The following is a 21,728-nucleotide window of genomic DNA, read 5'->3' as shown; positions in this document are numbered from 1 at the left end:
CGCATGACTGTCGTGGACGTCGACCGGTTCGTGACCGAAGGATTCGCCAAGCTGGAGGCGGCCGTGCCCCGTGAGGTCGCGGACGCGGCCAGTGCGCAGGTGTGGCAGCAGATCGGGCTCTCGCCCGACGACCCCGCCGGCTGGCGGGAGCCGGTGGTGTGGACCGCCGACATGACCGGCCATGGCGCCTTCGGCGAGCTGGCGCGCAGCCCGCGGCTGCGCGAGGCGCTCGACGAGATCGCTGGGCCCGGTGGATGGGTGCCGCGCGCCGCCCTCGGCAACATGCCGATCCGCTTCCCCGGCAAGGCGCCGGTCGACGACCGGGGCTGGCACATCGACGCCTCGGTGGCCAGGCCCGACGGCTCGTGGGCCGTGTCGGGCCGGCCGGAGACGATGCTGCTGCTCGTGCTGCTGTCGGAGGTGGGCGACGACGACGCGCCGACCCGCGTCCGGGTGGGCTCGCACCGCGACGCCGCCGAGGCGCTGGGCGAGCGGGTGCTCGACCCGTTCGAGGCCGGGCCGCTGCTCGACGCCGCCTCCAAGGACCGCCCGGTGGCCCACGCGACCGGCCTGCCCGGCGACATGTACCTCCTGCACCCGCTGACCGTGCACGCCGCCGACGAGCACCGCGGCACCCGGCCGCGTTTCATGTCCCAGGGGCCGGTGTTCCTGAAGCAGCCGGTCGCCCCGGGAGAGGGCAACGCCCTGGCCCGCGCCCTGCTCTCCTGACTACCTGGCCGAGTAGCGTCCGGGCGTGCAGCCGTACTCCTTCACGAAGGCCGTGATGAACGCCGAAGGGCTGGAGTAGCCGACCCGGCGGGCGACCTCCGACACCGGCCGGGTCTCCAGCAGCGCGCGCGAGGTGCGCAGCCGCAGCTTGGTGCGCACCCGCGAGTAGGGCATGCCGAACTCGCGCTCGAAGTCGCGCTGCAACGTCTTGACGCTGACGTGCAGCCGCTCGGCCCACTCGTCGAGGCGGACGCTCTCGCCGGGGTTGTGCGACAGCTCGCGCACGACCGCCAGCGCGAAGCCGGTGCCCGAGCCGGGGTGCCCGGCGGGCTCCGCGCCCGCCGGGGCGACCCCGGCCATGATGCGGGCACGCGCCTCCAGGGCGGCGGCCTCGTCGTGACCGGGACGCGCGATGGCCTCGATCAGCCTGGCCGCCTCGGGGGCGACGGAGACCGCTCCGGCCCGCAGCCCGCCGAGCGCCGCGGGGACCTCGCGCAGGCAGATCCGGTAGACCGTCTGCCGGTCGGCCGCGCGCACCTCGTGGGTGACCGCGCGGTGCGCCCAGAACGCCTCACGCGGGCCCACGAACTGCGCCTGCGCTCCGTGCCTGGCCGACAGCATGCCGTCGGGCGACCAGTAGAGCTGGTGGAGGAAGTCCTCGCGGCTCTCGCCGAACTCCAGCACGGTCGCCGACCGGTACTTGAGCACCAGGACGCCGGTGGGCCGGCCGAGACCGTAGCCGTACTCCTCGCACCGGAGCGGATCGGCGCCCGTCGGCCCCGCCAGGGACACGGTCTGACGTCTCAGCGACATCGGCTGACCTCCCGTCGACATCACAAGCAACTTAGGTAAGGGTAGCCTAACCATGCCTCGGCCAACTCGTGGCCTGGCCTTTCACCCTGTTCCGAGGAATGTTTCTGATGCGTTCTGCCCTGCCCTGGCGCACCGCCGGCGCCGTGGCCCTCGCGCTCGCCCTGGCGACCGGCTGCGGTACGGCCGAGTCCGGTGAGCAGCCCGCCGAGGCCGCCGCGACCCGGACCTTCACCGTCGACGACGGCGAGATCACCATCCCCGCCGACCCCAAGCGGGTCGTCGCGACCGGGTACGCGGTGCCCGTGCTGATCGAGGCCGACGCCGCCCTGGTCGGCATCTCCACGTGGAAGCGCGGCCTGCCGCTGATGTCCGAGGAGGACCTGGCGACGTACGACGGCCTGGAGAAGGTCGCGGGGGAGTCCGCCGCCGAGACCAACTACGAGGCCATCGCCAAGGTCAAGCCCGACCTGATCGTCATCGGCGTTCCCAAGCCGGTTCTCGCCGACGTGGACGTCGAACGCCTGAAGTCGATCGCCCCGGTGGCCGTGATCGGCCCGACGGTGCCGTCGGCGTGGCGTGAGCTCTCGCGCCGCCAGTCCGACGCCGCGGGCCGCTCGGCGAACTTCGACGCCGCCAAGACCGCGTACGAGAAGAAGGCCGCCGAACTCACGGCCAAGTACAAGGACGCGGTGTCGGGCCTGAAGTTCGGCCATGTTGGCGCGTACGGGGACATCTCCGACGGCACGTTCCATCGGGAGTTCTCCGGGTCGTGGGGCCCGAACATCATCGAGGACGTCGGCGTCACCTACTACGGCGAGGTCAAGGAGAAGACCGGCGGTTCCGGCGACGTCTCGGAGTACCCCTCGATCGAGGAGCTGCCCCAGAGCCTCGGCGAGGCCGACGCCATCACCTACTCGGTCCAGGACGACGGCACGCCGAGCGAGGCCGTGAAGTACGTGCTCGACTCCGAGCTGTGGAAGGGCCTGCCCGCGGTCAAGGCTGGCAAGGTCTTCCCGATCCGCTACACCGAGGCCGCCACCTACGAGTCGGCGATGAAGACCCTGGACGCCGTCGACGAGGCGCTCGCGCCGCTGCTCGCCTCATGAGGATGGAGCGCCACAACCCCAGGGAACGGGTCGCCGAGCACCACGTCAACGGCAACGGCGTCGCCCGCGTCGGCTACCCGATCGGCATCCGCACGGCCCCGGTCGCCGCCCGCGAGCTGATCACCCCGCGCATGCTGCGGCTCACGCTCAGGGGCCCGGAGCTGGAGGGGTTCCACAGCTACCAGGCCGACGACCACGTGAAGATCGTCTTCCCGGACGCTGACGGCACCCTGCGCCTCCCCGTGCCGAATGACGAGCAGATGCTCGACTGGCCCGACCCCTCGCCCACCACGCGCACGTACACCATCCGGCGGTACGACGCCGACTCCCGCGAGATCGACCTCGACATCGTGCTGCACGACGGCGGCGTGGCGGCCACGTGGGCGGCCACCGTCCAGGTGGGCGACGAGGTGTCCATCGCCGGACCGCCCGGAGCCAAGGCGTTCCCGCACACGTACGGCCACTACGTGTTCGCGGTCGACGCGACCGCGCTGCCCGCGGCGGCGCGGTGGCTGGAGGAGTCGCCGCCCGGCGTGTCCGCGCACCTCGTGATCGAGACCGACGACCCCGCCGAGCACGCCTACCCGCTCGCCGAGCGCGACGGCGTGGAGGTGATCTGGCTCGTCCGCGAGAACGGGCACTCCTCGCTCGCCGGCACGGTCCAGTCCCTCACGCTGCCGCCCGTGCCGGTCTTCCTGTACGCGGCCGGCGAGGCGGGCGACATCAGGCCGCTGCGCCAGTGGAGCGCGGGCCGGCTCGACTCGCTGTTCACCGGCTACTGGAAGCGTGGAGTCGCGGGGCTTGAAGACTGATCGGCGACGGGCGGCCATCCTCGTGGCCGCCCTCGTGCTCCTGCTCGTCGTGGCGGGCGCGAGCGTGTCCGTCGGCGCCCAGGCCATCGCGCCCGCCGAGGTCTGGCGCGCCTTCACCGCCTACGCCGGGACCGGCGAGCACCAGATCGTGCGCGGGATCCGGGTCCCGCGCACGGTGCTCGGCATCTTCGTGGGCGCCGCCCTGGGCACCGCGGGCACGCTGGTCCAGACGCTGACCCGCAACCCGCTGGCCGAGCCGGGCATCCTCGGGGTGACCGCCGGCGCGGGGTTCGCGATCACCGTCGGCGCCGTGCTGGGCCTGGCCGGGAGCCCGGCCGGGCAGCTCGGGCTGGCCTTCGCGGGCGCCGTGCTGGCCTCGGTCGCCGTCTACGCCGTCGGCTCGACCTCGCCGCTGCGGCTGGTTCTGACCGGTGTGGCGCTCAGCTCCGTCCTCGCGGGCGTCTCGCTCGGCATGCGGCTGATGCTGCCCGACGTGTTCGACACGTTCCGGTTCTGGTCCGTCGGAGCTCTGGCCGGGCACGAGCAGCAGCCGCTGACGCTCGCGCTCTGGACGATCGCGGTGGCGCTCGCCTGCTCCGTGGCGATCACCAGGCCGCTGAACGCGATGGTCCTCGGCGACGACGTGGCCAGGGCGCTCGGCGGGCACCTCGCGCGCACCCGGTTCGGCGTGCTCGTGCTGGTCACCCTGCTCGCCGGCGCGGCCACGGCCGCCGCCGGGCCGATCGCGTTCCTCGGGCTGATGGTGCCGCACCTGGCCCGCCGGGCGGCGGGCGCGTCGATCCCGTGGCTGATGGCCTACACGATGGTGCTGGGGCCGGTCCTGCTGCTGGTCTCCGACATCGCCGCCCGCGTGCTGCTCCCGACGGGGGAGGTGCCGGTGGCCGTGGTCACCGCGTTCCTCGGCGCGCCGGTGCTCATCTGGGCGGTACGACGGCGCGGGGCGGTGCGGTCATGACCGGTCATGTCGTGCTGCGTGCGGGCACGTACTCGATCAGGGTGGCGCGGCGGCCGCTGGTGGCGTCGCTCGCGCTCGTGGCGGCGGCGCTGGCGCTGGCGTTCACGGCGCTGTGCTTCGGCGCCTCGTGGTCGCATCCCGGTGAGGTGCTCGCGGCGCTGGCCGGCCACGGCGACTCCGTCGTGGTGGTCCGCGACTGGCGGCTGCCCAGGGTCGCCGCCGCGCTGGTCTTCGGAGCCGCGCTCGGGCTGGCCGGGGCGATCTTCCAGAACCTCACCAGGAACGCCCTCGGCAGCCCGGACATCATCGGGCTCGACGCCGGCTCCTACACTGGCGCGCTGTTCGCCATCACCGTGCTGAGCGGCACCTCCGCGCAGCTCTCCGTCAGCTCCGTCGCGGGCGGCCTGGCCGCGGCGGCGGCCGTCTACTTCCTGTCGCTGCGCTCCGGGCTCAGCGGCATGCGGCTGATCGTCATCGGCATCGCCATGAACGCCATGCTGACCGCGCTGAACTCCTGGATCGTGCTGCGGGCCGAGCTGGAGGTGGCCATGGCCGCGACCGGGTGGAGCGCGGGCTCGCTGAACGGGGTCGACTGGGCCGAGCTCGTCCTGCCGTTCCTGGTCATCGGCGCGCTGACGCTGCTGCTGGTGACGCTGTCGTCCGGGATGCGCCAGGCCGCGCTGGGCGACGATCTCGCGGTCGCGTCAGGGGTGCGGCTGAACCTGCTCCGGCTGCTGCTCGTGCTGGCCGGCGTCGGCTGCACGGCCACGGTGACGGCGGTCGCCGGGCCGATCGTGTTCATCGCGCTCGCCGCGCCGCAGATCGGCCGGCTGCTCGCCGGGACGGCGGGGGTGGCGCTGATGCCCGCCGCGCTGACCGGCGCGGTGCTGCTGCTGGCCGCGGACCTCGTGGCGCAGGCCGTGTTCGCCCCCATCTCGCTGCCGGTCGGGGTGGTCACGACGGTGATCGGCGGCGGCTACCTCGTCTGGCTGCTCGTCAGGAGGGCCGGGCGGACGTGAAACCGGTGGCGCGGCGGAGAACTCGTGCACGCCGCGTCATCCTTCGGGCCGCTCCCCGCGGCCGGCCGGACCGGCAGGAGCCCCGCCCGTCCCTGGACCGGCACCGTCCACGCGCTGCTCCGCCACCTGGCCGAGGCCGGGTTCACCGGCTGCCCGGGGCGCGGAACCCGCGTGGCCGGGCGGCCGTGACCGTCGTGCCCTGGTCACCGACATCGGCTCGTGATGTGGACCTGGGATCTTTCCCGCATGAGTACGGTCGCGCGACGCGTGGCGAGCTGGCTGGGGCTGGCCGGCCACCTGGGCACGCTGGTGCCCTTCTACGTCTCCAGCGGTCTCATGGCCCCCCTCTGGGCGATCATCGTGCTGTTCGCGGTGTGGCTGGCCCTGCTGGTGGCCGCGGTCCAGGCGGTACGGGCCAGCTCCCCGTGGGGATTGCTGGTGCCGGTGGTCTCGCTGGCCTTCTGGTGGACCGCCATGTCCGCGGGAGGGACGTTCCTGGGCTGGACCCCCTGAGTACGCGGACGATGATCGTCCGAAATTAGGCGGGGCTCCGGCCGCAGCACTCTTGACACTCCGGGGGGTGGGACTTAGCGTCTCTTTGCAGACGCATTTCGTCCAAATTAAATTCCCAGCGTACCGCCACGAAACCAGCTCCATAGCTCATCGCTCCAGCTACCGGAAGACGCCTGCGGGCGGGGTGCCGGCGCCCTCGTCACGCATGCCTTTGGCACGGTCCACAAGACCTTCCGCCACGCCTGGAAACCGCCACGAGCCGGGCGCGTCTTCCGCCTCGCCTCCCGGCTGACGCCCGGGAGCCCCCCAGCCCTCCGCCACACATCCCGCCCGCATGCCTTCCTGCCCTTCGGCGTGCGGCCGGCGACGTCACCGCAAGGAGCCCCGCATGGTCAGTGAGCGTGTTCCACCGCAGAGCGAACCAGGCAACCCCGACACCGCCACGGTGGCGGATCCGCCGAAGCACCGGCCGGTCGTGGCGTGGGTCATCACGCTCATGCTGCTCGGCTGCACCCTGATCAGCTATCTCGACCGCGCCATCCTGGGGCTGGTCGCGCAGCCCGCGATGGCGGACCTCGGCCTGACGGCCGCCGAGTTCGGGGCCATCAGCAGCGCGGCGAGCCTGCTCAGCCCGATCGCGGCACTGCTGTTCGCCTTCGTGGCGGACCGGCTGCCGCTCAAGAACACCCTCTTCACCCTCGTGCTGGTGTGGTCGCTGCTCCAGCTGCCCATCTTCTTCGCCGCCTCGGCCGGGCTGCTGCTGGTGACCAGGCTCATCCTCGGCGCGGCCGACGCCCCGGCGAACTCGCTGATGCACTCGATCGCCTACTCCTGGTGGCCCAACGAGCGGCGCGGCCTCCCGGCGGCCATCCTGACCACCGGGGCGTCCTTCGGCAAGCTGATCTTCGCCCCGGTCATCGTCGTCATCATCGCCGCGTTCAGCTGGGAAGCCGGCTTCCTGACCGTGGCGATCATGGGCTTCGTCTGGTGCGTCGCCTGGGCGTTCGTCGGCAAGGTCGGCCCGTACGCCGACGACGTGACGCCCGCCAAGGCGGAGGCCGTCGCGGAGGGCCCCGCCGACCCCACGGTGGGCAGGCGCGCGCCGCTGCTGTCCATCCTGCTGACCGGCACCTTCATCGGCTACCTCGCCGTCTTCACCGCGGCCGGGATCCTCGTGGTCATCGTGCTCACCTGGCTCCCGTCGTACTTCCAGGAGGGGCTGGGCTTCTCCGCCGTCATGGCCGGGTCGCTGTTCGGGGTGCCGAGCATCATGTCGGTGGTGTTCCTGTTCCTGTACGGGCCGCTGGGGGACAAGGCGCTCAGCAGGGGCGTGCCGGCCCGGGTGGTCCGCGTGCTCATCGGCGGCGCGCTGGTGGCGGCCGGCGGCCTGTCGCTGCTGGCCCTGCCGCTGGTCTCCGGCGTCGCCGGGCCCATGGCGCTGCTCATGCTCGGCTACGGACTGGTCACCAGCATCTACGCCGTCGCCAACCCGACGCTCGCCCAGATCGTGCCGGCCGCGCAGCGCACCAGTGTCCTGACGATCGGTCTCGCCCTGAGCGGCCTGCTCTCGGTGGTCGGGCCGTGGCTGGCAGGCGTGGTGCTCGACGCCGCCAAGGCCTCGGGGGCCGGGGCCGACGGATATCTCGACGTGTTCATGATGGCGGGCGGCATCGCCATCGCCGGCGGCGCGCTCTTCGCGCTGCTGGCCAACCCCGAGCGGGACGCGTTGAAGGTGGAGGCGGCCCGCGCCGCGCTCGCCGCGCGCAACGCCGCGTGACAGCCGGAAGCCCGGCAGTCCGAGCGGGCTGCCGGGCTTCCGCTATGCCGGCGTGACGCGGAAGACCGGGTACCGCGCGGCGATCCGCTCGAACTCCTCCAGCGGCGCCTCCTGATCCACGGGGATGTGGGTGCGGCCTCCGGGCGAGACGGCCAGGTAGCGGCGCAGAATGGGCGCGCGCGACCCGGGCTCCACCTCCTCCAGGCGCACGGCCTCGGTGCGGCCGTAGCGCAGGACCGCCCGGCCTCCGGCCGCGCGGACGTTGCGCACCCAGTTGGTGTCCTGGCCGAGCATCGCCACCAGGTAGCGCTCACCCCCGAGATCCGCGACGACCAGGGGGAAGGAGACGTCACGGCCGGTGCGCCGGCCTTTCACCCGGAGGGTCACCATCCGGCCGGTCCCCAGGATCCCCGCCGCGAACACGGTGGCCCAGACCCGGTTGATCGCCCGGGCCAGGCGGTTGGGCCGCCCGCCCCGATAGAGCCAGCGGTCGAGGCGATGCAGTCGTGTGGCCTTCATGACTCTCCTGTCCAATGTTCATGCACAGTGTTCATGAACACCGTACATGAACATTGGACAGGATAAGGTTGCCGGGTGACTCTGGAGAAGCTGACCCGCCAGGCCGTCGTCGAGCGGGCGATGAAGATCGCCGCCACCGACGGGCTCCAGGCGGTCACCATCCGCCGCCTCGCCGCCGACCTCGGCGTCACCCCGACGGCTCTCTACTGGCATGTCAAGAACAAGGACGAGCTGCTCTCCGCGCTCGCCGACCACCTGCTCGCGGCGCTCGTCGCCGACGTGGACCCGGGCCGGCCCTGGCAGCAGCGGCTGCGCGCGGTGGTCACCGCGCTGGTCGAGCAGACCCGCGCGCACCCCTATCTCGCCGCCCTGCTGCCGGTGATCGACAAGGGCACGGCCGAGGCCTACCACCGCGCCACCGACACCGTGATCGGGTTGCTCACCGAAGCCGGGTTCACCCTCCCGCAGGCCGACCAGGTGGCCACCTACCTGCTCATGGGCGCCACGGCCATGGTGTCCTGCCAGCCCGGCGGCGCCGGCGGCGACGAGGAGGAGGCCGCGGAGCTCAGCCGGCGGCAGCGCCTCGACCTCGAACGCCTGCCTCCCCGCCGCTACCCTCACCTGGCCGCCTTCGCGGCGACCCTCACCGGGCCTCCCGACCTCGACGCCTACTACTCCTTCGGCGTCGACCTGCTGCTGTCCGCGGTGGAGGCCATGGCGCCGGCCGCCGGTCGCTGAGCGATGATCACCGAATCTGGCACACTGGGAGCGTGAGCGCACGAGGCCGTCCACCGGACCCCGACCTCGAGACCCGCGTGCACGCCGCGGCCCTCGAACTCTACGGGGAGGTCGGCTGGGCGGGGTTCAGCTTCGACGTGCTGGCCCGCCGGGCCCATGTGGGCAAGGCGACGCTCTACGGCAGGTGGGGGAGCAAGGAGAAGCTGATCGTCGACGCCCTGGCCACGGGGCTTCCGCGCCATCCGGAGGAGAAGGTCTCCGGTTCGCTGCGGAACGACCTGATCCGGATGGCCGGCGAGATCCTCGACAGCTACCTCGAACCCCAGGGGCTGGTCTACCTGAGGGCCCAGATCGAGGCCAGGGTCTATCCCGAGCTGTTCGGGCAGGCGCTGGAGACGTTCCAGCGCGAGCGCATCAGGATCGGCCGCGCCATCGTGATCGGCGCCATCGAGCGCGGCGAACTGCCGCCGGGCACGTCTCCCGCGCTCGTGCTGGACGCGGTCGCCGGCGTCCTGACCAACCGTTTCCTCTCGACGCCGATCAGCCAGACGGCCTCCCTGGCCGCGCGCAAGGACGCGTACGCCGAGGAGACCGTGGACTTCGTGCTCTCCGCCGTCCACTACCGCGCTCCGGGATCTTGACACCGCCCGGCGCCCGCTTTAGCGTCTAATAGACGGTTTTCGTCCGAAATTAGGGGTCTCATGACGGCTTACTCGCTGGATCATGTCGCTCTGGCCGTGCGGAGCTGGACCCAGGGCGGCCCGGTCCTGGCCGGCCGTTTCGGCGGCCGCTGGCGCCACGGTTTCGAGCAGGCCGGGGCCTTCAACCCCGCGCAGATCGAGTACGCCAACGGCATGCGGGTGGAATTGCTGCAGCCCGGCTCCGACCCGGCGTCGTTCGTCCGCCGCTTCCTCGACGGCACCGGCGCGCGGGCCCGCCCGCACCACATCACCTTCAAGGTGCGCGACATCCGGGCCAGCCTCGGCGCGGCGGGCGCGGCCGGGTTCGAGCCGATCCTCGTCAACCTGGACTTCGAGGGATGGCAGGAGGCGTTCCTGCACCCCAAGGACACCGGTCTCGGCTTCCTCGTCCAGATGGCCCAGGCCGAGGAGATGCCGGAGGAGCTGGCCGGCGACATGCCCGGCCTGAGCCTGACGCCCCCGTGGCCCGAACCCGAGGTCGCCTGGGCGGCCCTGCCCGCGGTCGCCGGGCAGGTGTCGCGGTGGGACCCGGTGCGCCGGGTGCTCCGCGACGTCCTCGGCGGCGCCGAGACCCCGCTGGAGCCCGGGATCTCCCGCTTCACCTGGCCGAGCGGGGCCGACCTGGTGCTCGCCACCGGGGAGGAGCCCGGCCTGCGGGCCCTCGCCTTCCGCGGCGACGGCGCGGTCTCCTGGGAGCTCGCCGACGTCCTGCGCGCCGCCGCCCAGGAGCCGATCGTGCCGGAGCTCGGCATCAGGGTCGCCGACCTGGCCTCGCAGCGGGTGGCCGGCTGAGCGCGATCGGGCCCGGAATCACGATGTGACCGTGACTCCGACACCCCGACGCGCGTCCCGCTCCCGAAAGGCCGCCGCCCCCGAACCGCGCCGGGTGCGCGTCGAAGGCGACCTCTACCACGGCCGGGTGCCCGCCGGGCGCGGTCTACATCGGCCGGGCCTGCCCGGGCATGCCGGGGAGTCCCTTCCACAACCCCTTCCCGGTCAAGACCCACGGCCGCGCCGAAGCGTTGCAGCTCTTCCGGCATCACCTGGTCGAGCACCCCGAGTTGGTCGAGGCGGGGGAGTCACAAAAAGCGTGGAGGTAAAGATCCTCCTATTCTGTAGTTCGTGGGGAATCGAGGGCATTCGGCGTCGGGGAGCGTGCGCATCACGCGTGCGATCGCGCGGTTCCAGCAGTGGCAGACGCTGCTGGGCAACCGGGCCAAGCGGCAGCGGGCCGGGGGCGCTGCGCCGTCGCCGAACTCGACCTGACCGGCCCTACCCTGCTGGCTATCGGCGACGAGACCAACGGACTGAGCGCGGGATGGCGACAAGCGTGCGGCACGATGGCGCGCATCCCGATGGCCGGTTCAGCCAGCTCCCTGAACGTCGCCAGCGCGGCGACCGTGGTGTCGTACGAGGCCGCCCGTGAGCATCGCGGCCCCACAGCATGACCTACCGTCACGCGATTGTCCGGACCAGCCATGAGGACCTGGCCAGCGGCGCGGTGCTGCATTCGGCCCCGAGGTTTCCCGCGTTCCCCGTCCGGCTGGCCAGCGAGATCTTCCAGCGGGCGCTGGCTCTGCGCGGGGGCGACCAGCCCGCCGTGCTCTGGGACCCGTGCTGCGGCAGCGGTTACCTGCTGACCGTGCTGGCGTTGCTGCACCGGCGCCAGATCGCTGCGGTGCTGGCCTGCGACCTCGATCCTGAAGCGCGGAACCTGGCCGAACGGAACCTCGCCCTGCTGAGCCAGGCCGGTCTGGCGGCTCGCGCCGCCGATCTCAAGGCCCGCGCTGCCCGCTTCGGCAAACCGGCCTACGACTCGGCCGCGCGTGCCGCCTGCCGTCTCGCCGCCGAACTCGACGCCGCCGGAGGGGACGTGCCGCACGCGGTGCGCCAAGCCGACGTGTTCGACCCTGCCCAGCTCCAGCGGACACTCGGCCGGCACGCACCCGACATCGTGATGACCGACGTCCCCTACGGCGAACAGACCCATTGGCGCGGTCCCAGCGCGGCGGCAGGGGTCAGCGGCATGGTCGAGGCTCTATCGGCCGTGCTCCCGCACGACAGCGTGATCGCGGTGACGGTGCGGGGCCGCAAGGTTCCCGCGGACCGTGGGCCGCGGCCCCAGGCGTCCTTCAAAATCGGTACCCGAGCCGTCGCGCTGTTCCGAACCTCCTGACGTCTTCGCACTTCCGCACGTGCGTGACAGTCGGAGGACGCCACATTCGTGGTGAGTTCCTCGTCCTTGACCGGCACGCCCCGGGCGCGCAACTGGTCTACGATCGCCGCGGCCCGGAACTCCTATAGCTCCGGCCGGCCCACCGCCGGCCCGCCGCACCCCAGGTGCGGCGGGCCAGGCGCGGGTATTGACCGCCCCGGTACGGACGATCACACTGGCGGAACGCCGGGGGAGTGCTCCGTTTCTGAATGTTAGCGATAACACGCGAAGGAGACGCGCATGTCGAGAGCCCTTTCCCGATTGGGCGCGGTGGTCGCCGCCGCCTGCCTGCTGTTCGCGTCGTTGTCCGTGGCCGACCAGAAGGAGGCCGCCGCGCTGGAACCTTTCACCGGATATCTGATGGCGCACTTCACCGGGGAGTCGACCAACGGGGAGCAGATCTACCTCGCCCACAGCGACGACGGGCTGCACTGGACCGACCTGAACAACGGCGCGCTCGTCCTGCGCTCCACGGTCGGCACGCGCGGGGTCCGCGACCCCGCCCTGGTCAGGTCGCCCGCCGGTGACCGCTACTGGATCGTCGCCACCGACCTGCGCATCGCCGCCGGCACGTCCTGGAGCGACGCCGCGAACCGGGGGAGCACCTCGCTCGTCGTGTGGGAGTCGGCCGACCTGGTGAACTGGTCGGCCCCACGGCTGATCAACGTCGCCGGCGCCATCCCCGGCGCGGGCAACGCCTGGGCGCCCGAGGCCATCTACAACCCGGCCACCGGCGACTACGTCATCTACTGGGCGACCAACTCGCCGCGCGACGGCGTGACCAAGCACCGCATCTGGTACGTACGCACGAGCGACTTCCTCAGCTTCACCGCGCCGCAGCCGTTCATCGAGCGCGGCGGCGCCCAGGGGATCATCGACACGCAGATCGTCGAGGTGCCCGGCGCCGTCGGCGGGTACCTCTACTACCGGGCGTCGGCCGACGGGCACATCTCGATCGAGGCCGCCAACTCGATCCTCGGCTCCTGGACCAGCCTCGGGAACTTGTCACACCTCGGCATCTCCAACGGCACCGGCGGCGGCAATGTCGTGGAAGGCCCGATGTGGATGAAGTTCAACGACCGCGACGAATGGGCGCTCTGGCTGGACCAGTTCGCCACCGGCCGCGGCTACATGCCCATCACCTCGACCAACCTGGGCAGCACGCGGAACTTCCACACGCGCTCCGACTACGGCATGGGCGCCAGCCGCAAACGGCACGGCTCCGTGCTCAGCCTGACCGCCGCCGAGGAGAACCGGGTGCTCGGCCGCTGGGGCGCGACCCTGCCGGTCAACCGCATCCAGTCGTACAACTTCCAGGACCGGTACGTCCGGCACGCGGACTTCGACGTGCGCCTCGACGCGAACGTCAGCCCGGCCCAGGACGCGCAGTTCCGGCTGGTGCCGGGCCTGGCGAACGGCTCCGGGTACGTGTCCTTCGCGTCGGTGAACTACCCCGGCTACTACCTGCGGCACTACGGGTACGACCTGGTGCTGGCGCCCGACGACGGCACCGCCGTCTTCGCCGCGGACGCCACCTTCCGCCAGGTCCCTGGGCTCGCCGCCTCGTCGTGGGCGTCGTTCCAGTCGTACAACTATCCCGACCGGTACCTCCGGCACTCGAACTACCTGCTCAGGATCGACCCGATCACCGACGCTCAGGGCCGCGGCGACGCCACCTTCCGCGTCGTGGGCGGCTGACGGCCTCCGGCAGGCGTCCGGAAAGATGGTCCATCGGACGCCGCCGCGGGACTTTCGTCCCTGCCGTGCACGGGCCCGCGCCGGAAACCTGGGCGGTGTCCGGCCGACGCCGGACCCACCAGCGTGACGACGTCAGGAGCGATACGTGAGCATGCTGCAGGCAGCGGTGACCCTGCTGGGCGCGGTGGGCGCGGCGATGGTGCTGTCGGGACCCGTCATGGCCGTCCAGGGGGTCAGGGGGCGCGCCGAGATCCGCCGGGAACTGCGCGGCCAGGGCATCAGCTTCCCCCCCACGGGACCGCCCGCCGTGCTCGCCGGCCGGGCGGTCGTCACCGGCCCTCAGGCCCGCGCGTTCGCCGACGTGATCGGCGACAACGTGCTGGCGGCCACCGGCGGCCGGACCTACGCGCAGGTGAGCGCCGAGCTGATGGCCGCGCCCGGCGGTGACGACGAGCTCGCGGCGCTGCGCCAGACGGCCTTCACCGGGCAGATGCTGCGCGCCTCACTGCTCAACGCCTACCAGGCGTGGCAGGTCACCACCCTGGTCATCGGCCTGGGCGCGCTGCTGACCGCCACCGGCGCCGCCCTGCTCACCGCGAGCATCGCCCTCGCCCCCTGAACCCTGGAGCAACCTCCTTGACCACCGACCCCACCTCCACCACCACCGACCTCACCGCGGCCACACACCCCGCCGCAGGCACAGAGGCGGCCACACACCCCGCCGCAGGCACAGAGCCCGCCGTGACTACGGACCCCGTCGTGACCACGGATCCGGCCGCAGCCACAGATCCCACCGTGACTGCGGACCCGGCGGTGATTGCGGACCCGGCCGTGACTACGGACCCCGTCGTGACCGTGGACCCGGCCGCGGCCACAAACCCCGCCGTGGCCACAGACCCCGCTCTGACGGCGCGGCCGTTGCGGCGTGCGCGTCGTGACGTCGGCGCCGCGCCGTTCATCGTCATCTGGGAGGCCACCCGCGCCTGCCCGCTGGCCTGCCTGCACTGCCGCGCCGAAGCCCGGCCCGACCGCCATCCTGGCGAGCTGAGCACGCACGAGGCGCGGGAGCTGATGCGCCAGGTCGCGGCCTTCGGCCGTCCCGCACCGCTGTTCGTGATCACCGGAGGCGACCCCTTCGAACGTCCCGACCTGTTCGACCTCGTACGGTACGGCCGCGAGCTCGGCCTGGCCCCCTCCGTCTCGCCCTCGGCCACGCCCGCGCTCACCCCCGCCAACCTCAGCAGGCTGCACGAAGCCGGCGCGGCCGCGATCTCGCTCAGCGTGGACGCGGCCACGGCCGCCCGCCACGACGAGTTCCGCGGCTACGACGGCGTGTTCTCCCGCACCCTGGCCGCCTGGCGGGCGGCGCGCCAAGCTGGGCTCAAGGTGCAGATCAACACCACGGTGACCCGCCGCAACCTGTCCCAGCTGCCGGACATCGCCCGGCTGGTACGCGACCACGGCGCCATGCTGTGGAGCGTCTTCTTCCTCGTGCCCACCGGCCGGGGCAGGGCTCTCGCGGCGCTGAGCCCGCAGGAGGCCGAGGACGTGCTGCACTTCGTCCACGACCTCGGGACCGTGGTCCCGGTCAAGACCACCGAGGCACACCACTTCCGGCGCGTCGCCGTACAGCGGCTCATCCTGGCGGAACACGGCGCCGACCATGCCGCCGAGCTCGGGCTCGGCCCGCTCTACCGGGATCTGCGGCGGCGCGCCCGGCGCGCCGGGCTGATCAGGGAGCGCCGGACCCGCCGCCCGCCGATCGACGTCAACGCCGGTCGCGGCCTGGTGTTCGTCTCCCACACCGGGAGCGTGCACCCGTCCGGTTTCCTCCCCGTGGCCTGCGGCGACGTGCGCGAGCGGCCGCTGACCGAGATCTACCGGAACGCTCCACTGTTCCGCGCGCTGCGCGATCCCGGGCGGCTCTCCGGACGCTGCGGCGCCTGCGAGTTCCGGGCCGTCTGCGGCGGTTCACGCTCTCGCGCGTACGCCTGCACGGGCGACGTGTTCGCCGAGGAGCCCTGGTGCGGCTACCAGCCGGGCAGCTTCCCCTACCAGCGGGAGCTCACGTCCTACCTCCCGCAGGAAGAGGCCCGAGAGAGGTAGGGCCCTCACGGGAGGCGGCCTCGGCAGAGCCGAGCGCCCACCCGTCCCCGGCGCTCCGCAGCCGGGCAGCACGCGCTGAGGACCGGCCATGGTGGCTCAGCGCGACCATGGTCCGAGCCGCGTTACGCGTCGTGGACCGGCCATGGTGGCTTAAGGCGATCAGGGTCCGAGCTGTGCGGCACGTGTTGTGGACCGGCCGTGGTCGCTCAGGGCGAGCACGGTCCGAGCTGGGCGGCACGCGTCGCGGACCCGGCCATGGTCGCTCAGGGCGACCACGGTCCGAGACGGCCGTGGCCGCTCAGGGCGACCACGGTCCGAGACGGCCGTGGCCGCTCAGGGCGACCACGGTCCGAGACGGCCGTGGCCGCTCAGGGCGACCATGGTCCCTCGGCGAGGCGTTCGACCGTCCAGGCGAGCCCGCGTCTGGCGGTCTCGGTGTCCGGCGTGCGCGTGTGCGGACCGCACAGCAGTACGGCGAAGTCCGCCACGTCGGCCAGCGCCCACCGCAGCCGGTAGAGCGCGATCGCCGCCACGTCCACCTGCCTGCCGGTGGCCCGCACGTAGGCGTCCAGCGCGGCCGGGTCGGGAGAGACCACGGCCAGGTCGCGCTCGGGCACCGCCAGCCCCACGGTGTCCCAGTCCACCAGCAGCAGCCGGCCGTCGTCGCGCCTGATCAGGTTGCCGGGATGCGGCTCACCGTGCGTGACCACGAGCCCGTCCCCGCGCCCGCGCACCCGTCCGGCCAGCTTGTCGAACTCGGCCAGCCGCTCCAACACGGCACCGGCGTGCTTCCTGAGCAGCACGCCCGCCTCCGCCGAGAACGGCCCGTCACCGCCCGGGTCCGCCAGCGACTCCACCAGCCGGTCGCGCCCCGGCACGTCCAGGACGGCGACGGGCGTCGTCTCCGGCGGGACGCGGCCGTGCAGGTCAGCGAGCAGCGCCAGCAGCCGGTCGCGCTCCTCGGGCGTCTGCTCCTGCCCGAAATGACCGGACATGCCCGCTTCCCAAGGGAAGACGGTCACCGCGTACCGCGACCCCGCCGCCATCACCGGATCGCCGCCGCGGGACCGTACCGGAGCCACCACGAACTCCAGCCCGTCACGCTCGCGCAGCACCGCCGCGGTCTCCATGGCCCGCCTCAGCCCCGGCAGCCCGTGCTCCTTGCGCGCCGGGTCCGACACCGTGGCGAACCACCGCCGGCCGCCGGTGTCCAGCACCGTCCAGTGGTAGTCGCCGAACCCCACCGGCGCGTACGCGACCTGTTCGGCCGCCACGCCGAACGCCCGCAGCGCCGCCACCAGGTCGGCCTCGCCGAACCCGTCCGGAAGATCTTCCATCGGCCCAGGTTAACCTCGGCGGGCGACCGGCTGCTCGGGCACCCGGGCGACGACCTCGTCGGGGAACAGGCCGTGGCGCAGCACCACCCGGCCGCGGGCGTGGTGGCGGGCGCGGACGCCGGCGTCCTCCTCGGCGGCGAAGACCTCGGCCATCCGGATCGCGAGCAGCACCTCGGTGAGGCCGACGCCCTCGCGGACCGTGCCCGCACGGGCGGCGTCCTCGACGAGCGGCCGGAAGGCGTCCGCCGTACGGGCGGCGAGATCGTCGAACCGGCCGGCCGAGCGCGGCAGGATCGGCGCGATCGAGCGGCTGGCGAGCTGCATGTCGAGCACGAACTCGAACAGCTCCAAGGCCCCGGTGTCGCTGCCCCGCAGCTCCGCGGCGCGTTCCTCGATCCGGACGATGTTGTCCTCGTAGACCGTCGCCGCGAGCTCCTCCCTGGAGCCGAAGTTGCGGTAGAGGGTCGTGCGGCTGACGTCGGCCGCCCGCGCGATCTCCGCCAGCGCCACCTCGTGCCCGTGCTCCGCGAAGACCCGCCGGGCGGCCGCGAGCAGCCGCCCGCGGTTCCGCACGGCGTCGCGCCGCCTGAGCCCGGAATCCCTCATGCTCACCTTTCCTACGATAAACAGAAACGTACACTGATGTACGGATACGTTGCGGCGTCGCCGACATCGCCGCCGAAGGTCTGGAGTGTCAACGGCGGAGGCGGGTTCCGCGACTGAGCGGTTCCGGCGCGTGCGGATCTTCCAGGACAGATGCGCTTGTTGTTGATGTTGAGGCAATATGGTCTGCGGCAAGGACATCATGGCGAAAAGTGCGGGGGGAGCAGTCGGTGGCGGACCTCGGCCTCCACTTCCAGGCGCTTGAAGAGTGCGCGTCGGCCGCGCGTAAGGCGGCCAGCCGGCTCTCCGAACTGGGCGACGACTATCCGGTCACGGGCACGAGTTCGTCGATCTTCGGCAAGCTGACCGACTCCTCCGGCCTGGCGACCCTCGTCGACGACGTCGAGAACACGGTCGACACCGAGCTCGGCCACGCCGGCAGGAAGCTCAGAGGCGTGGAGCGCGCCCTGGACAAGGTGGAGCAGAACGTCCGCACCGCCAACAACGCCAGCGGCGCGGCGGCCTGATGGACCTGGCCACCCAGATCTCGCAACTGCCCGGCTCGCGCAGCGGGGAGCTCGCCGAGATCCTGCGCAGCGTCAGCGGCAACCCCGAGGACATCCGCGCCATCGCCACCAGGTGGCGGTCCGCCGCGGGCACGGTGAGCGAGCAGACCGGGCGCGTCACCACCGCGGTCAACGACGTCGACACCGCCTGGGAGGGCGCGTCGGCCGACGCCTTCGACGGGTACATGGGCAAGTACGACAAGGCGGGGACCGCGCTCCACGACGTGCTGGAGGACAGCGCCGCCTCCCTCGACACGGCGGCCGGGGCGCTGGAGACGGCCGAGTCGGAGATCACCTCGATCTGCAACCGCCTGGTCGAGTACGCCGACAGCCACAGCGACGACCGCGACGCCGTCGCCACCGAGGTCGGCAACGCGATCGACGCCGCCACGCCGCACAAGACGGAGGCCAACACCGCCGTCACCACCGCCATGACCAAGATCCAGGGCTACCTGGACGACCACGAGTCGACCTTCGCCGCCATCAAGGCGCCCGGCGACCAGACGTTCGTGCCGGCGCCGGGCCACACCGTCGTGTGGGAGCCGTCGACGCTGCCGGACGACTTCATGAGGACGACGTACCAGAGCGGGGGCGACGGCACACCGCCCGGCGGGACCACTCCGTACTCCGCGACCGGTCCGGGCACCGGGACCACCTCGTACGCGGGCGGCTCCGGCGCGCCGCCGCAACCGCTGTCGTTCGCGCCGGGCACCGCCACCGGCGACCGCATCGTCGAGGCCGCCCGCATGCACCTCGGCAAGCCGTACGTGTGGGGGGCCAACGGGCCGAGCGCCTTCGACTGCAGCGGGCTCGTCTACTACACACTCAACCAGGCGGGCGTGAAAATCGGCGACACGACCGCCGCCGGATACCAGGCGAGCGGCAAGCCGGTCAGCACCCCGCAACCCGGCGACATGGTCTTCTTCGGCCACCCGGCCGGCCACGTGGGCGTCTACATCGGCAACGGCCAGATGATCCACGCGCCCCGGCCGGGGTCCGAGGTCATGGTGGCGAGCGTCGCCGCCGACGGGCGGCCCGTCAGCTACCGCCGCTTCACCTGACCCTCTCTCGGGCCGGCCACCGCTCCGGGCGCGGTCAGGCCTTCGGCTCCTGCGAGATCCGCAGCATGTTGCCCGAGGGGTCGCGGAACGCGCAGTCGCGCGGGCCCCAGGGCTGGTCGATGGGCTCCTGGAGCACCTCCGCGCCGGTCGCCCGGACCCTTTCGAAGGTCGCGTCGAGATCGTCGGTGCGGAAGATGATCATTGGCAGGGCGCCCTTGACGAGCAGCTCCTGGAGGGCGTCGCCGTCCTCCTGGGACCGGCCGGCGTGCGGCGTGGAGATCACGATCTCCACGCCCGGCTGGTCAGGGCTGCCGAGGGTGACCCAGCGGAACTCGCCGGACGGGACGTCGTTGCGCACCTCGAGGCCGAGCCCGTCGCGGTAGAAGGCGAGCGACTCGTCGACGTCGTTGACACTGATGTGGCAGTACTGCAAGGCGATGGTCATGCCGGCAACGCTAGGCGGCGGATTCGCGGCGCGCTTCTCGGATCGTGCTCGAAGCGTTTCTGGCCGGGCGGGTGCGGATCTTCGCCACGCACGGCGGCATCGCCGACACGGCGTGGTGCTCCCTGGCGCGGTAGGCGCTCGGCGTCTCACCCAGCAGCTCGGTGAACCGCGAGCTGAACGAGCCGAGCGAGGTACAGCCGACCGCCATGCACGCGTCGGTCACGCTGGCGCCCGCGCGCAGCAGCGCCATCGCCCGCTCGATGCGGCGGGTCATGAGGTAGCTGTAAGGCGTCTCGCCGTAGGCGGCCCGGAACTGCCGGGAGAAGTGGGCCGGAGACATGAGCGCGTGACGGGCCATCGTCGGCACGTCGAGCGGACGCGCGTACTCCCGGTCGATCAGATCCCGCGCCCGCCGCAGGTGGGTGAGGTTGTCGAGATCCTGCGGGGTCATGACGCCAGCGTATAACGACCCCGTAGCCCGCGAGCCCGTGGGGCCAGGCCGCGAACGGGCCATCGGCGGCGATCCCCGGGCCTTTGGTCCCTGACGAGACTACGGCCGGGCGCGGGATCGTAGGCCCATGTCACCTGTCATCCCCGCACCGGAGACGTCCCGATGACCGCGCCCCCGTTTGCGACACCCGGCGGAGTGAGCCGGATGGTGAACGCCGCCGCCGCGGCGCCGTCGGTGCACAACACCCAGCCATGGCGCTTCCGCTGCGCCGACGAGGCGACCATGGAGCTGTGGGCCGACCTCGGCAGGCTGCTCCGGGTCACCGACCCGCTGGGCCGCGGGCTCGGCGTCAGCTGCGGGGCCGCGCTGTGCAACCTCCGGCTGGCGGTCCGGATGACCGGGCACGACGCCCAGGTCGTGACGCTGCCCGACCCCGCCCACCGCCCCGACCTGCTGGCCCGCGTGCGCGCAGTCCCCGCGGGGCCGCCCGGCCAGGACGAGCGCCTGCTGTACGAGATGATTCCGCACCGGCGCACCAACCGCTTCCCCTTCGACGGCCGCCGGCTGCCCACCGCGGTCCTCGTGGAGCTGGTCCACGCCGCGCACGCGGAGGGCGCCACGCTGGTCCTGCTGAAGGGCCGGACGGCCCGGCGCGTGCTCGGCATGATCGGCGCGGCCGAGGCCACGCTCGCCGCCGAGGAGTCCTACCGCGCCGAGCTCGCCCGCTGGACGGCTCCCGGCCGCCGCGACGGCGTGCCCCGGCACGCAGTCGGCCCCCGCCCGCGCGACGGCGCGCTGCCCATGCGTGACTTCCGCCTGGGGGAGGGGCGGCACGCGGAGGGCGCGCCGAGCGCCGCCTTCGAGGCCGATCCGCAGCTCGCGGCGCTGTTCACCAGGGGTGACGGGCCGCTCGACTGGCTGCGCGCCGGGCAGGCGCTCCAGCGGGTGCTGCTCACCGCGACCGCGCGCGGCGTGGCGGCGTCGCTGTTCAGCCAGCCGCTCGACCTGCGGCCCGCCCAGCACTCCGGCGACCGCGCCGGGCCGCTGGGCCACGTGCAGATGCTGATCAGGCTCGGGTACGGGCCGCCGGTCCCGAGAGTGCCGCGCCGCCCGGCGTTCGAGGTGCTCGACCCGGTGGAGGCCGCGCGCAGGTGAGCCAGGAGGCCGCCCGCGAGCCGGTGGGACGGAGCGCGATCGCCGGAGTTGACGAGCCGCCTCGTGCTGTGACATTCTGAGGGCGGCACCGAGGTTGACGCTTTTAGTACGCGTGGACATTCGTTTCCCGAGTGCGTTATGATGCTCCCTCGCGCTGCCACGCCGCCCCGGATTTCCGCCGGGGCTTTCGGTGTGCGCGCAGCTCGACTCCATCCGTGTTCTCCGGAAGGACATCTGTTGGCAGCCTCGCGCAACGCCTCGGCCGTACCCGCTGGTCCCCGTCGCGTCTCTTTCTCGCGTATCCAGGAGCCGCTCGAAGTTCCTGACCTTCTCGCTCTGCAGACCGAGTCGTTCGACTGGCTGCTCGGCAACGAGAAGTGGAAGGGCC

26 protein-coding genes and 1 pseudogene are annotated in these 21,728 nt (G+C 72.5%); 21 read left to right on the top strand and 6 right to left on the bottom strand.

The genetic code is table 11. The features are described 5' to 3' along the window. Window positions 1–3 precede the first annotated feature (3 nt). Window positions 4–729, top strand: coding sequence for a phytanoyl-CoA dioxygenase family protein (locus tag ABD999_RS03380; RefSeq protein WP_148031799.1), 726 nt, complete (start codon window positions 4–6; stop codon window positions 727–729). Here the strand turns inward: ABD999_RS03380 and ABD999_RS03375 are convergent, their stop codons facing one another. Further along, window positions 730–1,542: a helix-turn-helix transcriptional regulator gene (locus ABD999_RS03375; protein WP_148031798.1), complete on the bottom strand. Its 813-nt coding sequence runs from the start codon at window positions 1,540–1,542 to the stop codon at window positions 730–732. Window positions 1,543–1,649: 107 nt separating this feature from the next. Between ABD999_RS03375 and ABD999_RS03370 the strand changes: the two genes are divergently transcribed. The 7 genes from ABD999_RS03370 to ABD999_RS03340 all read left to right on the top strand — a co-directional run bounded on the left by ABD999_RS03370 (window position 1,650) and on the right by ABD999_RS03340 (window position 7,745). After that, window positions 1,650–2,648, top strand: coding sequence for an ABC transporter substrate-binding protein (locus tag ABD999_RS03370; RefSeq protein ID WP_271279177.1), 999 nt, complete (start codon window positions 1,650–1,652; stop codon window positions 2,646–2,648). A gap of 2 nt (window positions 2,649–2,650) precedes the next feature. Then, entirely contained in the window at window positions 2,651–3,460 is an 810-nt protein-coding gene (locus ABD999_RS03365; RefSeq protein ID WP_271279178.1) for a siderophore-interacting protein, read from the top strand. Further along, window positions 3,450–4,436: a FecCD family ABC transporter permease gene (locus ABD999_RS03360; RefSeq protein WP_271279179.1), complete on the top strand. Its 987-nt coding sequence runs from the start codon at window positions 3,450–3,452 to the stop codon at window positions 4,434–4,436. The genes ABD999_RS03365 and ABD999_RS03360 overlap by 11 nt, the downstream gene beginning before the upstream one ends. Beyond that, on the top strand, window positions 4,433–5,455 hold the full coding sequence (locus ABD999_RS03355) for a FecCD family ABC transporter permease (RefSeq protein ID WP_271279180.1): 1,023 nt from the start codon (window positions 4,433–4,435) through the stop codon (window positions 5,453–5,455). Before ABD999_RS03360 ends, ABD999_RS03355 begins: the two co-directional genes overlap by 4 nt. Before the next feature lie 24 nt (window positions 5,456–5,479). Then, complete coding sequence (locus tag ABD999_RS03350) at window positions 5,480–5,644, top strand: hypothetical protein (RefSeq protein ID WP_271279181.1); 165 nt, start codon at window positions 5,480–5,482, stop codon at window positions 5,642–5,644. Between the two features lie 57 nt (window positions 5,645–5,701). Continuing rightward, window positions 5,702–5,968, top strand: coding sequence for a hypothetical protein (locus ABD999_RS03345; RefSeq protein ID WP_271279182.1), 267 nt, complete (start codon window positions 5,702–5,704; stop codon window positions 5,966–5,968). 388 nt (window positions 5,969–6,356) lie between these two features. Further along, a complete protein-coding gene (locus tag ABD999_RS03340) occupies window positions 6,357–7,745 on the top strand; it encodes an MFS transporter (RefSeq protein ID WP_271279183.1) in 1,389 nt (462 codons plus the stop codon). 42 nt (window positions 7,746–7,787) lie between these two features. On the opposite strand, the gene ABD999_RS03335 is transcribed toward ABD999_RS03340, so the two are convergent. Continuing rightward, window positions 7,788–8,264: a nitroreductase/quinone reductase family protein gene (locus ABD999_RS03335; RefSeq protein ID WP_271279184.1), complete on the bottom strand. Its 477-nt coding sequence runs from the start codon at window positions 8,262–8,264 to the stop codon at window positions 7,788–7,790. A 75-nt stretch (window positions 8,265–8,339) separates the two neighbouring features. On the opposite strand from ABD999_RS03335, the gene ABD999_RS03330 reads away from it, so the two are divergent. From ABD999_RS03330 to ABD999_RS03295, 10 genes and pseudogenes are all read left to right on the top strand, one after another. Next, complete coding sequence (locus tag ABD999_RS03330) at window positions 8,340–9,002, top strand: TetR family transcriptional regulator (protein ID WP_271279185.1); 663 nt, start codon at window positions 8,340–8,342, stop codon at window positions 9,000–9,002. A 32-nt stretch (window positions 9,003–9,034) separates the two neighbouring features. After that, window positions 9,035–9,643 (top strand): TetR/AcrR family transcriptional regulator, encoded by a 609-nt coding sequence (locus ABD999_RS03325; RefSeq protein ID WP_187281177.1) that lies wholly within the window; start codon window positions 9,035–9,037, stop codon window positions 9,641–9,643. 60 nt (window positions 9,644–9,703) lie between these two features. Then, window positions 9,704–10,495 (top strand): VOC family protein, encoded by a 792-nt coding sequence (locus tag ABD999_RS03320; protein ID WP_271279186.1) that lies wholly within the window; start codon window positions 9,704–9,706, stop codon window positions 10,493–10,495. A gap of 143 nt (window positions 10,496–10,638) precedes the next feature. Next, a pseudogene (locus ABD999_RS43850) lies at window positions 10,639–10,803 on the top strand (hypothetical protein); the annotation flags it as partial. Window positions 10,804–10,858: 55 nt separating this feature from the next. Next, on the top strand, window positions 10,859–10,969 hold the full coding sequence (locus ABD999_RS43845; protein WP_378525116.1) for a hypothetical protein: 111 nt from the start codon (window positions 10,859–10,861) through the stop codon (window positions 10,967–10,969). Beyond that, window positions 10,966–11,151, top strand: coding sequence for a TrmH family RNA methyltransferase (locus ABD999_RS03315; RefSeq protein ID WP_345482622.1), 186 nt, complete (start codon window positions 10,966–10,968; stop codon window positions 11,149–11,151). The genes ABD999_RS43845 and ABD999_RS03315 overlap by 4 nt, the downstream gene beginning before the upstream one ends. After that, window positions 11,148–11,879: an rRNA methyltransferase gene (locus tag ABD999_RS03310; RefSeq protein WP_345482554.1), complete on the top strand. Its 732-nt coding sequence runs from the start codon at window positions 11,148–11,150 to the stop codon at window positions 11,877–11,879. The genes ABD999_RS03315 and ABD999_RS03310 overlap by 4 nt, the downstream gene beginning before the upstream one ends. A gap of 279 nt (window positions 11,880–12,158) precedes the next feature. Further along, entirely contained in the window at window positions 12,159–13,616 is a 1,458-nt protein-coding gene (locus ABD999_RS03305) for a glycoside hydrolase family 43 protein (protein WP_271280174.1), read from the top strand. Window positions 13,617–13,761: 145 nt separating this feature from the next. Then, complete coding sequence (locus tag ABD999_RS03300) at window positions 13,762–14,235, top strand: hypothetical protein (protein ID WP_271280175.1); 474 nt, start codon at window positions 13,762–13,764, stop codon at window positions 14,233–14,235. A gap of 212 nt (window positions 14,236–14,447) precedes the next feature. After that, window positions 14,448–15,722: a TIGR04053 family radical SAM/SPASM domain-containing protein gene (locus ABD999_RS03295; protein ID WP_271280176.1), complete on the top strand. Its 1,275-nt coding sequence runs from the start codon at window positions 14,448–14,450 to the stop codon at window positions 15,720–15,722. A gap of 368 nt (window positions 15,723–16,090) precedes the next feature. On the opposite strand, the gene ABD999_RS03290 is transcribed toward ABD999_RS03295, so the two are convergent. Together ABD999_RS03290 and ABD999_RS03285 are read right to left on the bottom strand one after the other, a co-directional pair. Then, window positions 16,091–17,059, bottom strand: coding sequence for a phosphotransferase (locus tag ABD999_RS03290; RefSeq protein ID WP_271280177.1), 969 nt, complete (start codon window positions 17,057–17,059; stop codon window positions 16,091–16,093). A gap of 9 nt (window positions 17,060–17,068) precedes the next feature. Continuing rightward, complete coding sequence (locus tag ABD999_RS03285; RefSeq protein ID WP_271280178.1) at window positions 17,069–17,665, bottom strand: TetR/AcrR family transcriptional regulator; 597 nt, start codon at window positions 17,663–17,665, stop codon at window positions 17,069–17,071. A gap of 209 nt (window positions 17,666–17,874) precedes the next feature. Here ABD999_RS03285 and ABD999_RS03280 point away from each other — a divergent pair, with 209 nt between their 5' ends. Together ABD999_RS03280 and ABD999_RS03275 are read left to right on the top strand one after the other, a co-directional pair. Next, the gene (locus ABD999_RS03280; RefSeq protein WP_345482553.1) at window positions 17,875–18,189 is read left to right on the top strand and encodes a hypothetical protein; all 315 of its coding nucleotides are present in this window, start codon (window positions 17,875–17,877) and stop codon (window positions 18,187–18,189) included. Further along, on the top strand, window positions 18,189–19,289 hold the full coding sequence (locus ABD999_RS03275) for a bifunctional WXG100 family type VII secretion target/C40 family peptidase (RefSeq protein ID WP_219545900.1): 1,101 nt from the start codon (window positions 18,189–18,191) through the stop codon (window positions 19,287–19,289). Before ABD999_RS03280 ends, ABD999_RS03275 begins: the two co-directional genes overlap by 1 nt. A gap of 34 nt (window positions 19,290–19,323) precedes the next feature. Here ABD999_RS03275 and ABD999_RS03270 read toward each other — a convergent pair whose 3' ends face one another. Continuing rightward, a complete protein-coding gene (locus ABD999_RS03270) occupies window positions 19,324–19,734 on the bottom strand; it encodes a VOC family protein (RefSeq protein ID WP_148031782.1) in 411 nt (136 codons plus the stop codon). A gap of 10 nt (window positions 19,735–19,744) precedes the next feature. Next, window positions 19,745–20,185, bottom strand: coding sequence for a helix-turn-helix transcriptional regulator (locus ABD999_RS03265; protein WP_148031781.1), 441 nt, complete (start codon window positions 20,183–20,185; stop codon window positions 19,745–19,747). A gap of 204 nt (window positions 20,186–20,389) precedes the next feature. Between ABD999_RS03265 and ABD999_RS03260 the strand changes: the two genes are divergently transcribed. Beyond that, window positions 20,390–21,340, top strand: coding sequence for an Acg family FMN-binding oxidoreductase (locus ABD999_RS03260; RefSeq protein WP_271280179.1), 951 nt, complete (start codon window positions 20,390–20,392; stop codon window positions 21,338–21,340). Window positions 21,341–21,728 lie beyond the last annotated feature (388 nt).

It is taken from the genome of Nonomuraea ferruginea (assembly GCF_039540635.1).
GTDB classification, from domain to species: Bacteria; Actinomycetota; Actinomycetes; order Streptosporangiales; family Streptosporangiaceae; genus Nonomuraea; species Nonomuraea ferruginea.
This window is presented reverse-complemented; position numbering and strand designations above follow the sequence as displayed.

What these genes read in the sequence shown, in the direction of transcription:
- ABD999_RS03305 (WP_271280174.1), top strand. Translation starts at nt 12,159, where the DNA reads ATGTCGAGAGCCCTTTCCCGATTGGGCGCGGTGGTCGCCGCCGCCTGC.
- ABD999_RS03345 (WP_271279182.1), top strand. Translation starts at nt 5,702, where the DNA reads ATGAGTACGGTCGCGCGACGCGTGGCGAGCTGGCTGGGGCTGGCCGGC.
- ABD999_RS03380 (WP_148031799.1), top strand. Translation starts at nt 4, where the DNA reads ATGACTGTCGTGGACGTCGACCGGTTCGTGACCGAAGGATTCGCCAAG.
- ABD999_RS03270 (WP_148031782.1), bottom strand. Translation starts at nt 19,734, where the DNA reads ATGACCATCGCCTTGCAGTACTGCCACATCAGTGTCAACGACGTCGAC.
- ABD999_RS03285 (WP_271280178.1), bottom strand. Translation starts at nt 17,665, where the DNA reads ATGAGGGATTCCGGGCTCAGGCGGCGCGACGCCGTGCGGAACCGCGGG.
- ABD999_RS03265 (WP_148031781.1), bottom strand. Translation starts at nt 20,185, where the DNA reads ATGACCCCGCAGGATCTCGACAACCTCACCCACCTGCGGCGGGCGCGG.
- ABD999_RS03370 (WP_271279177.1), top strand. Translation starts at nt 1,650, where the DNA reads ATGCGTTCTGCCCTGCCCTGGCGCACCGCCGGCGCCGTGGCCCTCGCG.
- ABD999_RS03365 (WP_271279178.1), top strand. Translation starts at nt 2,651, where the DNA reads ATGGAGCGCCACAACCCCAGGGAACGGGTCGCCGAGCACCACGTCAAC.
- ABD999_RS03340 (WP_271279183.1), top strand. Translation starts at nt 6,357, where the DNA reads ATGGTCAGTGAGCGTGTTCCACCGCAGAGCGAACCAGGCAACCCCGAC.
- ABD999_RS03320 (WP_271279186.1), top strand. Translation starts at nt 9,704, where the DNA reads ATGACGGCTTACTCGCTGGATCATGTCGCTCTGGCCGTGCGGAGCTGG.
- ABD999_RS03260 (WP_271280179.1), top strand. Translation starts at nt 20,390, where the DNA reads ATGGTGAACGCCGCCGCCGCGGCGCCGTCGGTGCACAACACCCAGCCA.
- ABD999_RS03275 (WP_219545900.1), top strand. Translation starts at nt 18,189, where the DNA reads ATGGACCTGGCCACCCAGATCTCGCAACTGCCCGGCTCGCGCAGCGGG.
- ABD999_RS03355 (WP_271279180.1), top strand. Translation starts at nt 4,433, where the DNA reads ATGACCGGTCATGTCGTGCTGCGTGCGGGCACGTACTCGATCAGGGTG.
- ABD999_RS03290 (WP_271280177.1), bottom strand. Translation starts at nt 17,059, where the DNA reads ATGGAAGATCTTCCGGACGGGTTCGGCGAGGCCGACCTGGTGGCGGCG.
- ABD999_RS03310 (WP_345482554.1), top strand. Translation starts at nt 11,148, where the DNA reads ATGACCTACCGTCACGCGATTGTCCGGACCAGCCATGAGGACCTGGCC.
- ABD999_RS03375 (WP_148031798.1), bottom strand. Translation starts at nt 1,542, where the DNA reads ATGTCGCTGAGACGTCAGACCGTGTCCCTGGCGGGGCCGACGGGCGCC.
- ABD999_RS03335 (WP_271279184.1), bottom strand. Translation starts at nt 8,264, where the DNA reads ATGAAGGCCACACGACTGCATCGCCTCGACCGCTGGCTCTATCGGGGC.